Annotated in this window: 7 protein-coding genes, 2 tRNA genes, 2 rRNA genes and 1 other annotated feature; of the genes, 9 read left to right on the forward strand and 2 right to left on the reverse strand. The window is 43.9% G+C overall.

Annotated elements, in window-relative coordinates:
* The first annotated feature begins 76 nt into the window (after positions 1-76).
* The 4 genes from ID12_RS04880 to rrf all read left to right on the forward strand — a co-directional run bounded on the left by ID12_RS04880 (position 77) and on the right by rrf (position 3449).
* Positions 77-153, forward strand: a tRNA-Ile gene (locus ID12_RS04880).
* A 14-nt stretch (positions 154-167) separates the two neighbouring features.
* Positions 168-243 (forward strand) — tRNA-Ala (locus ID12_RS04885).
* A gap of 98 nt (positions 244-341) precedes the next feature.
* A 23S ribosomal RNA gene (locus ID12_RS04890) occupies positions 342-3272 on the forward strand.
* Positions 3273-3333: 61 nt separating this feature from the next.
* Positions 3334-3449, forward strand: a 5S ribosomal RNA gene (rrf, locus tag ID12_RS04895).
* Between the two features lie 11 nt (positions 3450-3460).
* On the opposite strand, the gene ID12_RS04900 is transcribed toward rrf, so the two are convergent.
* A complete protein-coding gene (locus ID12_RS04900) occupies positions 3461-4429 on the reverse strand; it encodes a YaaC family protein (protein WP_050826822.1) in 969 nt (322 codons plus the stop codon).
* Positions 4430-4550: 121 nt separating this feature from the next.
* On the opposite strand from ID12_RS04900, the gene guaB reads away from it, so the two are divergent.
* Both guaB and ID12_RS04910 read left to right on the forward strand, forming a co-directional pair.
* Positions 4551-6017, forward strand: coding sequence for an IMP dehydrogenase (guaB, locus tag ID12_RS04905; protein WP_008342039.1), 1467 nt, complete (start codon positions 4551-4553; stop codon positions 6015-6017).
* Between the two features lie 160 nt (positions 6018-6177).
* Positions 6178-7503, forward strand: a complete 1326-nt coding sequence (locus tag ID12_RS04910; RefSeq protein ID WP_008342036.1) for a D-alanyl-D-alanine carboxypeptidase family protein — start codon at positions 6178-6180, stop codon at positions 7501-7503.
* 41 nt (positions 7504-7544) lie between these two features.
* On the opposite strand, the gene pdxR is transcribed toward ID12_RS04910, so the two are convergent.
* A complete protein-coding gene (pdxR, locus tag ID12_RS04915) occupies positions 7545-9023 on the reverse strand; it encodes a MocR-like pyridoxine biosynthesis transcription factor PdxR (protein ID WP_007496070.1) in 1479 nt (492 codons plus the stop codon).
* A 246-nt stretch (positions 9024-9269) separates the two neighbouring features.
* Between pdxR and pdxS the strand changes: the two genes are divergently transcribed.
* The 3 genes from pdxS to serS all read left to right on the forward strand — a co-directional run bounded on the left by pdxS (position 9270) and on the right by serS (position 12356).
* Positions 9270-10154: a pyridoxal 5'-phosphate synthase lyase subunit PdxS gene (gene pdxS / locus ID12_RS04920; protein WP_025206589.1), complete on the forward strand. Its 885-nt coding sequence runs from the start codon at positions 9270-9272 to the stop codon at positions 10152-10154.
* A gap of 19 nt (positions 10155-10173) precedes the next feature.
* Positions 10174-10764, forward strand: coding sequence for a pyridoxal 5'-phosphate synthase glutaminase subunit PdxT (pdxT, locus tag ID12_RS04925; RefSeq protein ID WP_050826823.1), 591 nt, complete (start codon positions 10174-10176; stop codon positions 10762-10764).
* A gap of 53 nt (positions 10765-10817) precedes the next feature.
* Positions 10818-11033 (forward strand) — a binding site (T-box leader).
* 48 nt (positions 11034-11081) lie between these two features.
* Entirely contained in the window at positions 11082-12356 is a 1275-nt protein-coding gene (gene serS, locus ID12_RS04930; RefSeq protein ID WP_008342028.1) for a serine--tRNA ligase, read from the forward strand.
* Positions 12357-12538 lie beyond the last annotated feature (182 nt).

Genomic DNA, 12538 nt, shown 5'->3' on the forward strand with positions numbered 1-12538 from the left:
GTACGTTTTTCGTCTTGTTTAGTTTTGAAGGAACTTGCAAAAGATCCTACAACATCATATCTTCGATATGAAAGATGGGCCTGTAGCTCAGCTGGTTAGAGCGCACGCCTGATAAGCGTGAGGTCGGTGGTTCGAGTCCACTCAGGCCCACCATCTTCTATTAAATCGGGGCCTTAGCTCAGCTGGGAGAGCGCCTGCCTTGCACGCAGGAGGTCAGCGGTTCGATCCCGCTAGGCTCCACCAACGTGTTCTTTGAAAACTAGATAACAATAAGTAATACATTCACATTGAATGCAATGCAAAGTTCATCACACATAGTGATTCTTTCTAAAGTAAGAAATGGTTAAGTTAGAAAGGGCGCACGGTGGATGCCTTGGCACTAGGAGCCGATGAAGGACGGGACGAACACCGATATGCTTCGGGGAGCTGTAAGCAAGCTTTGATCCGGAGATTTCCGAATGGGGAAACCCACTGCTCGTAATGGAGTAGTATCCATACTTGAATACATAGAGTATGAGAAGGCATACCCGGGGAACTGAAACATCTAAGTACCCGGAGGAAGAGAAAGCAAATGCGATTCCCTGAGTAGCGGCGAGCGAAACGGGAACAGCCCAAACCAAGAGGCTTGCCTCTTGGGGTTGTAGGACACTCTATACGGAGTTACAAAGGAACGATATAAGCGAAGAGGTCTGGAAAGGCCCGCCAAAGAAGGTAACAGCCCTGTAACTGAAATGTTGTTCTCTCCAGAGTGGATCCTGAGTACGGCGGAACACGTGAAATTCCGTCGGAATCCGGGAGGACCATCTCCCAAGGCTAAATACTCCCTAGTGACCGATAGTGAACCAGTACCGTGAGGGAAAGGTGAAAAGCACCCCGGAAGGGGAGTGAAATAGATCCTGAAACCGTGTGCCTACAAGTAGTCAGAGCCCGTTAACGGGTGATGGCGTGCCTTTTGTAGAATGAACCGGCGAGTTACGATCCCGTGCAAGGTTAAGCAGAAGATGCGGAGCCGCAGCGAAAGCGAGTCTGAATAGGGCGCATGAGTACGTGGTCGTAGACCCGAAACCAGGTGATCTACCCATGTCCAGGGTGAAGTTCAGGTAACACTGAATGGAGGCCCGAACCCACGCACGTTGAAAAGTGCGGGGATGAGGTGTGGGTAGGGGTGAAATGCCAATCGAACCTGGAGATAGCTGGTTCTCTCCGAAATAGCTTTAGGGCTAGCCTCAAGGTAAGAGTCTCGGAGGTAGAGCACTGATTGGACTAGGGGCCCCTACCGGGTTACCGAATTCAGTCAAACTCCGAATGCCGATGACTTATCCTTGGGAGTCAGACTGCGAGTGATAAGATCCGTAGTCGAAAGGGAAACAGCCCAGACCGCCAGCTAAGGTCCCAAAGTATACGTTAAGTGGAAAAGGATGTGGAGTTGCTTAGACAACCAGGATGTTGGCTTAGAAGCAGCCACCATTTAAAGAGTGCGTAATAGCTCACTGGTCGAGTGACTCTGCGCCGAAAATGTACCGGGGCTAAACGTATCACCGAAGCTGCGGACTGTTCTTACGAACAGTGGTAGGAGAGCGTTCTAAGTGCAGTGAAGTCAGACCGGAAGGACTGGTGGAGCGCTTAGAAGTGAGAATGCCGGTATGAGTAGCGAAAGACGGGTGAGAATCCCGTCCACCGAATGCCTAAGGTTTCCTGAGGAAGGCTCGTCCGCTCAGGGTTAGTCGGGACCTAAGCCGAGGCCGAAAGGCGTAGGCGATGGACAACAGGTTGATATTCCTGTACCACCTCCTCACCATTTGAGCAATGGGGGGACGCAGGAGGATAGGGTAAGCGCGGTATTGGATATCCGCGTCCAAGCAGTTAGGCTGGGAAATAGGCAAATCCGTTTCCCGTGAAGGCTGAGCTGTGATGGCGAGCGAAATTTAGTAGCGAAGTTCCTGATTCCACACTGCCAAGAAAAGCCTCTAGCGAGGTGAGAGGTGCCCGTACCGCAAACCGACACAGGTAGGCGAGGAGAGAATCCTAAGGTGATCGAGAGAACTCTCGTTAAGGAACTCGGCAAAATGACCCCGTAACTTCGGGAGAAGGGGTGCTTCTTAGGGTGTTAAAGCCCCGAGAAGCCGCAGTGAATAGGCCCAGGCGACTGTTTAGCAAAAACACAGGTCTCTGCGAAGCCGTAAGGCGAAGTATAGGGGCTGACGCCTGCCCGGTGCTGGAAGGTTAAGAGGAGCGCTTAGCGTAAGCGAAGGTGCGAATTGAAGCCCCAGTAAACGGCGGCCGTAACTATAACGGTCCTAAGGTAGCGAAATTCCTTGTCGGGTAAGTTCCGACCCGCACGAAAGGCGCAACGATCTGGGCACTGTCTCAACGAGAGACTCGGTGAAATTATAGTACCTGTGAAGATGCAGGTTACCCGCGACAGGACGGAAAGACCCCGTGGAGCTTTACTGCAGCCTGATATTGAATGTTGGTACAGCTTGTACAGGATAGGTAGGAGCCTTGGAAACCGGAGCGCTAGCTTCGGTGGAGGCATCGGTGGGATACTACCCTGGCTGTATTGACCTTCTAACCCGCTGCCCTTATCGGGCAGGGAGACAGTGTCAGGTGGGCAGTTTGACTGGGGCGGTCGCCTCCTAAAATGTAACGGAGGCGCCCAAAGGTTCCCTCAGAATGGTTGGAAATCATTCGCAGAGTGTAAAGGCACAAGGGAGCTTGACTGCGAGACCTACAAGTCGAGCAGGGACGAAAGTCGGGCTTAGTGATCCGGTGGTTCCGCATGGAAGGGCCATCGCTCAACGGATAAAAGCTACCCCGGGGATAACAGGCTTATCTCCCCCAAGAGTCCACATCGACGGGGAGGTTTGGCACCTCGATGTCGGCTCATCGCATCCTGGGGCTGTAGTCGGTCCCAAGGGTTGGGCTGTTCGCCCATTAAAGCGGTACGCGAGCTGGGTTCAGAACGTCGTGAGACAGTTCGGTCCCTATCCGTCGCGGGCGCAGGAAATTTGAGAGGAGCTGTCCTTAGTACGAGAGGACCGGGATGGACGCACCGCTGGTGTACCAGTTGTTCTGCCAAGGGCATCGCTGGGTAGCTATGTGCGGACGGGATAAGTGGTGAAAGCATCTAAGCATGAAGCCCCCCTCAAGGTGAGATTTCCCATTCCGCAAGGAAGTAAGATCCCTGAAAGATGATCAGGTTGATAGGTCTGAGGTGGAAGGGGGGTGACACGTGGAGCTGACAGATAGTAATAGATCGAGGACTTAACCTATATTGTAATGTGAAGCATGAACGTTGTTATCTAGTTTTGAGAGAACATTCTCTCCATCAGGTTTGGTGGCGATAGCGAAGAGGTCACACCCGTTCCCATACCGAACACGGAAGTTAAGCTCTTCAGCGCCGATGGTAGTTGGGGGTTTCCCCCTGTGAGAGTAGGACGCCGCCAAGCTTTTCAAAGGATCAGTTCCAGTCGGAACTGGTCTTTTTTGTGTTTTCTTCTAGCAGCATCATGATATAAGCCGGAAACTTGTCCTCTGCAATCTCCATATAACGTTCAATCATGACATAATCATCACTAATGTATTGAGATAAAAGCTCGTACCACCATTCTGTTTCGTAGCGGGCAATCATACTGAGGTTATACATTAACAAGTAATGGCTGATAATCTCAGGAATCCCTAAAAAGGCATCTCGTGTTGCTGGAATGAACCATTGATTCATTTCTAAATCATAATGAAGATGAGTAGCAAGAGCAGGGTTTTCTTCTGAAAATACATCAAATGTTAGTTTTTTAGCCTCTCGTTGCTTAAGCTTCCAAGTTGTATGGAACTCAAAATATTCAATAAAACGTTCGGCAGACATATTATAGAGCAAGGGAATATGATCTTGAATCAATATGCCATTGGCTTGCTCTACTTTAACTAAAGTCGCGGGCTGTTTTTGAAACTCAAGAATATGACCCATTTCAGGTATTTTTGAAAGGAGTTTGATCATCGTAAATCGCTCATCTTCAAGACCATTTAAATGAAATAAGTGCTTTAATACATGCATACATAATCCGTTTCGCTGAATCTTGACTTCATCCTCACTAAAGCGATAATGTTGCTTCTTTCTTTTTCTTGAGGTGACACCATGAGCTAAGACAGAGGTTTGAGAAGGATAGTCGGGATCCACTGTCAGCAAACATGCCTTTAACAGCTGTGCCATTCCATAAAACAATAAAATCGGTTTTAGTTCAAGTGGAGCTGATGCAGCTTGGTCATAAAATGTATGACCGTGCTTTAAAAAGTAAATAAATCGTTCACAGTTTTTATAGGCCTGCTGGTTTGCCTCCTGAATGTTCCGTTTCTCGTACTGTTGAAATAGAAACTTTTGGGAAGTTTCAAGTGAGTAAAAACGTTTTAAATCCTTCCATCCTGAACTTTTCATCTTCTTCCTCAACTCTCTTTATATTTTCTAAAAATTGCAACTGTTTGTTGCTTCCTTGACATGCTGTTTCCTAGTTGATAATCTACATATAATATTTTGCCGAAAAGAGGGGGATTTACTAATGTGGGAAAGTAAATTTTCAAAAGAAGGTTTGACGTTTGACGATGTGTTGCTTGTTCCAGCAAAGTCTGAGGTGCTTCCGCGTGATGTCAATTTATCAGTTGAGTTAACAAGCACTTTAAAGCTGAACATTCCAATTATTAGTGCAGGAATGGATACTGTGACGGAATCACAAATGGCGATTGCAATGGCACGTCAAGGTGGTCTTGGAATCATCCATAAGAACATGTCTATTGAGCAGCAAGCTGAACAAGTGGACAAAGTAAAACGTTCAGAGCGTGGTGTTATTACAAATCCATTTTTCTTAACACCGGATCATCAAGTATTCGATGCAGAACATTTAATGGGTAAATATCGTATTTCTGGTGTACCGATTGTTAATAACGAACAAGATCAAAAGCTTGTTGGGATTATTACGAACCGTGACCTTCGTTTTATTTCGGATTATTCAATGAAGATTAGCGACGTGATGACAAAAGAGGAACTTGTGACAGCTTCTGTTGGAACAACATTAGAAGAAGCTGAAAAAATCCTTCAGCAATATAAAATTGAAAAATTACCTCTTTTAGATGACGAAGGAACATTAAAAGGTCTCATCACCATCAAAGATATTGAAAAAGTGATCGAATTCCCTAACTCCTCTAAAGATGCACATGGCCGTTTAATTGTTGGTGCCGCTGTAGGTGTCACTGGCGATACAATGACTCGTGTGAAAAAATTAGTAGAAGCCAATGTTGATGTGATCGTCATTGATACAGCACACGGTCATTCTCAAGGTGTTCTAGACACTGTATCGAAAATCCGTGAAACGTATCCTTCTCTTAACATCATTGCTGGTAACGTTGCAACAGCTGAAGCAACAAAAGCATTGTTTGAGGCTGGAGCAGATATTGTAAAAGTGGGTATTGGACCAGGATCGATTTGTACAACACGTGTTGTTGCAGGGGTCGGTGTACCACAAATCACAGCGATTTATGACTGTGCAACAGAAGCAAGAAAACATGGTAAATCTATTATTGCAGATGGTGGAATTAAATATTCAGGTGATATCGTGAAAGCATTAGCTTCTGGTGGACATGCTGTTATGCTGGGAAGCCTGCTTGCTGGTACATCTGAAAGCCCAGGAGAAACAGAAATTTTCCAAGGTAGACGTTTCAAAGTATATCGTGGTATGGGTTCTGTTGCTGCAATGGAAAAAGGAAGTAAAGATCGTTACTTCCAAGAAGATAATAAAAAATTCGTTCCAGAAGGTATCGAAGGACGTACACCGTATAAAGGACCAGTTGTTGACACTGTTTACCAACTCGTTGGCGGTATTCGCTCTGGTATGGGCTACTGTGGAACACAGGACTTACGTACTCTTAGAGAAGAAGCACAATTCATTCGCATGACAGGTGCAGGTCTTCGTGAGAGTCATCCACATGATGTACAAATTACAAAAGAATCACCAAACTACACAATTTCTTGATAAATTGTGACAATCAAATTACATTTGACAGGGTCTATGACTCTGTCTATTTTTTTTGTCTTTATTGTGATAAAATTTATACTGTTGTGTCGAAATAAGCCCTTGTGGATTAAATATATATGAAAAACGTCGAAAAAAGATGAATACGGAGGTATGACGATTGAACAGCAAGATGTTGAAACAGCTTATGGTCTCTATCCTTGCATTGGCATTGATTGTTACTGCATTTACCCCAATGTCCAAAGCAAAAGCGGCTGAAGATCCATTCAATGTGAATGCGAAAGCAGCCATCCTTATTGAAGCTTCTACAGGTAAAATTCTTTATAGTAAAAACGCAGAACAAAGACTGCCTATTGCAAGTATGGCAAAGATGATGACAGAGTATCTATTACTAGAGGCGATTGCTGAAGGCAAAGTGAAATGGGATCAAACATATACGCCAGATGATTACGTGTACGAAATTTCTCAGGACCGCAGTTTATCCAATGTTCCATTGAGAAAAGATGGTTCGTATACTGTCAAAGAACTTTATCAAGCAACGGCTATTTATTCAGCAAATGCAGCAGCAATTGGTCTAGCAGAGGTAATCGCTGGATCAGAATCAAAGTTTGTTGAAAAAATGAATGCAAAAGCAAAAGAACTTGGCTTAACCAATTACAAATTCGTGAATGCAACTGGATTAGAAAATAAAGACTTACATGGCAAACAGCCAAAAGGTACGGGACCTGATGAAGAAAGCGAAGTTTCCGCAAAGGATATGGCTTTGCTTGCACAGCATCTCATCAAAGATCATCCAGAAATTCTTGAAACAGCAAGCATCGCGAAAACAAAGTTCAGAGAAGGCACAGATGACGAAATGGACATGCCAAACTGGAACTTTATGCTTAAAGGACTTGTGAAAGAATATGAAGGCGTAGACGGTCTGAAAACGGGCTCTACTGATTCAGCTGGTTCTAGCTTCACAGGTACAGCAAAACGTGGTGACATGCGTGTGATCGCAGTTGTCCTGAATGCTAAAGGGAATCTTCATACAGCTCGTTTCGATGTGGCGAAAAAATTGTTCGATTATGCCTTTAAAAACTTCACGATGAAAGAAATGTACAAAAAAGGCCAACAAATCAAGGGACATGAAAACATCGAAGTCGATAAAGGGAAAGATAAAGAAGTACCCGTCGTGACGAAAGAAGCTTTCTCTGTACCGGTTAAAAATGGTGATGAGAAGAGCTATAAAGCGAAAGTAAATATTGATAAAAAGAACCTAGAAGCTCCTATTAAAAAAGGAACAAAGGTTGGCATGTTGACGACTTCTTATTCTGGTGATGAGAAGGACTACGGCTATTTGAGTAAAGACCAATCAGGTGTTGAGCTTGTGACGAAAACAGGTGATGAAAAAGCAAACTGGTTCATCCTTGCAATGCGTGGTGTAGGTGGATTCTTCGCTGGCATTTGGGGCGGAATCGTCGACACAGTAAAAGGTTGGTTCTAATAAAAAACTGCTCTCTATATGTGAGAGCAGTTTTTTTATCGTTAAAAGAAAAGAGATTGTTTGTGGTTTTGAGGTGTAGACAAGGCCTGCTGAAAAATACCACATAACTTTTCCATCCCTTCCGTCAGTGCCTTTTCGTTCACATAAGAAAAACTGAGACGTATATAATTCTGCTTCGGCTCCCCAGGATAGCAGACAGAGCCAGGCAGGAAGGTGATTTGCTGCTTCCGTGCCTCATGTAATAGGGCACGTGTATCGACCCAGGAAGGAAAACTAAGCCACAAATTGAGCCCGCCCTGTGGTATTTGCCACGTGACGTCCTTTGGCGCATGCTTTGTCAACACTTCCATCATCAAATCGCGTCTCACCTTCAAGGCAGTTCTTAATTTTTTCGTATGATCGATCATTTTCTTGGAAGTGAGAAACGGTAAGATCGCCTTTTGGGTGAGAAGCGGGCTCCCTAAATCATTATTGGCTTTTGCAGCTAATAAACGGTTAAATATAGAGCCTGACGCTGTAATGATTCCAATCCTGCATCCTGGAGCCAGTGTCTTGCTTAATCCTCGTAAATAAATGACGTGTCCATCGTGATCTAGGCTTTTAATGGGTGCCGGCGGTTTCTTTTCAAAATAAAGCTCACGATAAGGATCATCCTCTACAATGAGACAATCAATGCTTTGTGCCAGTAAAAGCAGCTGCTTTCTTCGTTTCATCGACATACTGGCGCCTGTAGGACTGTGAAAAGTAGGGATGGTATAGATGAGCTTTGGTTTATATTTATCACAAATGCTTTGAAGCTGTTTCATGTTCATTCCTTCATGATCGACAGGAACCGTAATAATTCGTGCCCCTCTCCCCATAAAGACATCAATTGCGCCTGGATAGGTGGGCGCCTCCATGACAACTACATCATCCGGCCCGATAAATGTACGTGCTACTAAATCAAGCCCTTGCTGAGAACCGCTAGTGACAAGGATATTTTCAGGAGTAGAAGGGACATCTAATTTTTCTAGAAATGATTGAATGACCTGACGAAGCTGAAGGTCACCTTGTATTTCTCCGTATTTTGACATGATTTGAGGATGCCGGGCTAGGACATGCTGCATTTCTTTTTCTAAATACCGGTTAGGTAAAAGACCAGGATCAATCATAGAGGAAGAAAGATTAATGGCTTCTTCGACATAGTGATACTGAGCGAATTGAGACCTTGGTAAATAATCTGGAATCGATAACTGCCAATCGAAAGAAGTAGATGACTGAACCGGGATGTCAGTTTGCTCATGCTGCTCATTCACAAACGTACCTTTTCCTTGTACAGTCGTTAAAAATCCGTCGTCCTTAAGCCGTGTATAGGCTTTTGCTGCTGTGACAAGACTTACATTCAGCTGTTTCGCTAGATCACGTACAGTCGGCAGCTTATCGCCTTGCTGAAGCAGACCTGATTGAATGTGATCAACGATGGAAAAGTAAATCTGATTCGAAAGAGATGTATCTGAATGTCGATGGATATCAATATGCATGAAAATCCTCCAATGGGTGTGGAATTGTTATAGATGTTTTCGAATTGTTATAGATGCATTATAACATGTTAATAACACTTAAAAGAGGGAATGATGCCTTTTTAACTATGAAACCTTGATATATAAGGGTTTCTTCTTTTTTATGAGCTAATTGAATTGTTATACTATTCACTTTATTGTTATACTCTAACGCTTGTATGATAAAGGTGTTGAATTAATCGAATAGACAAATGGGAGGAAACAATTGTGAGCAATAAGGGAACTGAACGAGTAAAACGTGGAATGGCAGAAATGCAAAAAGGTGGCGTCATTATGGATGTCGTCAATGCTGAGCAGGCAAAAATCGCAGAAGAAGCAGGCGCAGTGGCAGTAATGGCACTAGAACGAGTACCAGCTGATATCCGTGCAGCAGGCGGTGTTGCCCGTATGGCAGATCCAAGAATCGTAGAAGAAGTACAAAATGCAGTAACGATTCCAGTCATGGCAAAAGCACGTATCGGCCACATCGTGGAAGCTCGTGTTCTTGAAGCACTTGGTGTTGATTATATTGATGAGAGTGAAGTGCTGACGCCCGCAGATGAGGAATTCCATTTAAATAAAAATGAATACACGGTACCTTTCGTATGTGGCTGTCGTGACCTAGGTGAGGCGACTCGCCGTATTGCAGAAGGCGCTTCAATGCTACGTACAAAAGGTGAGCCTGGTACAGGAAACATTGTAGAAGCTGTTCGTCATATGAGAAAGGTCAATGCTCAAATTCGTAAAGTGGCGGCAATGAGTGAAGATGAATTGATGACAGAAGCCAAGAATCTGGGCGCACCTTATGAATTATTGGTTCAAATTAAAAAAGAAGGCAAATTGCCAGTTGTAAACTTTGCAGCTGGAGGTGTTGCGACACCAGCAGATGCAGCACTCATGATGCAGCTTGGAGCAGATGGTGTATTTGTCGGCTCTGGTATCTTCAAATCAGACAATCCAGCTAAGTTTGCAAAAGCGATTGTAGAAGCAACGACTCATTTCACAGATTACCGTCTGATTGCAGAGCTTTCTAAAGAGCTTGGAACAGCGATGAAAGGAATTGAAATTTCAAATCTATTGCCAGAAGAGCGTATGCAAGAGCGTGGCTGGTAATTAAGGGAGCGCGACGAACATGCTAACAATTGGTGTACTAGGGCTTCAAGGAGCGGTGAGAGAGCATATTCAATCGATTGAAGCTTGTGGCGTAGCGGGAAAGATCATCAAACGGGTAGAGGAGTTAGAAATTGTTGACGGTCTCATTATCCCTGGTGGTGAAAGTACGACGATGAGAAGACTCATGGATACGTACCAATTCATTGAACCGATTAAAGCGTTCGCTGCTCAAGGTAAACCGATATTTGGGACTTGTGCCGGTTTGATTATGCTGGCAAAGCATATAGAAGATCGAGAAGATGCTCATCTTGGACTGTTAAATGTATCTGTTGCACGTAATTCGTTTGGCAGACAGGTAGACAGCTTTGAAGCAGATGTAGAAGTGAAAGGACTGGATGCGCCGTTTACAGGAGTGTTCATCCGTGCGCCTCATATCATCAGCGCAGATGAGAGCGTAGAGGTCATGGCTGAGTATGACGGCAGGATTGTGATGGCAAAAGAAAACAATATCTTAGGTTGTTCTTTTCATCCAGAGCTGACAGACGACCACCGGTTAACACAGCTGTTTGTTGAGATGGTGGAGTCCTATAAAACGAAGCTTGCTGTATAAAACGGTTGAAAATAGATAAAACTTATAGTACATTAAAATCACAATCAAAGATCGAAAAAGCGTTGACGGGAAATAGTAAGAAGCCCCTCTTTCTCAGAGAGCCGATGGTTGGTGAGAATCGGTGAAAGATGCATTCTGAATCCATCCTTGAGCGAAATGCTGAAACACGAAGTAAGCATTTACGGTGATGCCGTTACAGAGGAAAGAGGAAAGCATGCTTTTGGCGTGTTTTCAATCAGGGTGGCAACGCGAGAGCTCTCGTCCCTTTCATGGGATGAGGGCTCTTTTTATTTTTCGACAAAAAAGGAGTGTTACACATGCTGGATATTAAACAACTGCGCACGGATTTTGATCAAATCAAAGAAAAATTAGCCCATCGAGGCGAAGATTTAGCGGATTTTGATAAGTTTGGTGAGCTGGATCAAAAAAGAAGAGAATTAATCGGCAAAACAGAAGTATTAAAGAGCCGAAGAAATGAAGTATCACAGCAAGTGGCTGTTCTAAAAAGAGAAAAGAAAGACGCCGATCACATTATTCAAGAAATGCGTGAGGTAGGCGATGAGATTAAGAAGTTGGATGATGAATTAAGAACAGTAGAGGAAAGCCTGCAAACCATCCTGTTCTCAATTCCAAACATCCCTCATGATTCTGTACCAGTCGGTGAGACAGAAGATGACAACATTGAAGTGAGAAAATGGGGCGAACAGCCAGCCTTCTCATTTGAACCAAAGCCGCATTGGGATGTAGCCGATGAGCTGAAAATTTTGGATTTTGAACGTGCAGGAAAAGTGACAGGAAGCCGTTTCGTTTTTTATAAAGGGCTAGGCGCACGGTTAGAGCGTGCACTTTATAATTTTATGCTGGATTTACACGTAGATGAATTTGGTTTTACTGAAGTATTACCACCTTATATGGTAAACAGAGCAAGCATGACAGGAACTGGACAGCTTCCAAAGTTTGAAGAGGATGCTTTTAAAATTCGAGAAGAAGATTATTTCCTCATTCCAACGGCTGAAGTGCCAATTACGAACATGCACCGTGACGAAATTCTTGAAGGAGAGCAGCTGCCAATCAATTATGCAGCATTTAGTGCTTGTTTTAGATCAGAAGCTGGTTCTGCTGGCAGAGATACGCGCGGACTCATCCGTCAGCACCAATTTAACAAAGTAGAGCTTGTGAAATTTGTCAGACCAGAAGATTCTTATGAAGAATTAGAGAAACTAACAAACCAAGCAGAAAAAGTTCTTCAATTATTGAACCTGCCATACCGTGTCATGAGCATGTGTACAGGAGATTTAGGCTTTACGGCTGCGAAGAAATACGATATCGAAGTATGGATTCCAAGCCAAAATACATATCGTGAAATTTCTTCTTGCAGTAACTTTGAAGCGTTCCAAGCGAGACGAGCAAACATTCGTTTCCGCCCTGAGCCTAAAGCAAAGCCAGAACACGTCCACACATTAAATGGATCTGGTTTAGCAGTAGGAAGAACTGTTGCAGCCATTTTAGAAAACTATCAACAAGAGGATGGAACAGTGATTATTCCTGAGGTGTTACGTCCTTATATGGGAAATAAAGAAGTGATAAAATAAGATGCCGTCATGGCATCTTATTCTTTTTACCTAAACTTCTACAGCTTTTCTAAAATAAGCCGATAAAAGAACTAAAAGCATCTAGGAAAGAAGGAATAACCTTGAATAGGCTTGACTATTATGTTGAAATGGCTCAATTACTCAGAAAAGTTCTAGATGAAAGTGTCCTTTTCGGCATCACT

The sequence above is a fragment of the Bacillus altitudinis genome (genome assembly GCF_001191605.1).
Lineage (GTDB): Bacteria > Bacillota > Bacilli > Bacillales > Bacillaceae > Bacillus > Bacillus altitudinis.

Excerpts from the sequence above, each read along its gene's own strand:
- ID12_RS04900 (WP_050826822.1), bottom strand. The coding sequence starts at position 4,429 with ATGAAAAGTTCAGGATGGAAGGATTTAAAACGTTTTTACTCACTTGAA.
- guaB (WP_008342039.1), top strand. The coding sequence starts at position 4,551 with ATGTGGGAAAGTAAATTTTCAAAAGAAGGTTTGACGTTTGACGATGTG.
- pdxR (WP_007496070.1), bottom strand. The coding sequence starts at position 9,023 with ATGCATATTGATATCCATCGACATTCAGATACATCTCTTTCGAATCAG.
- pdxT (WP_050826823.1), top strand. The coding sequence starts at position 10,174 with ATGCTAACAATTGGTGTACTAGGGCTTCAAGGAGCGGTGAGAGAGCAT.
- serS (WP_008342028.1), top strand. The coding sequence starts at position 11,082 with ATGCTGGATATTAAACAACTGCGCACGGATTTTGATCAAATCAAAGAA.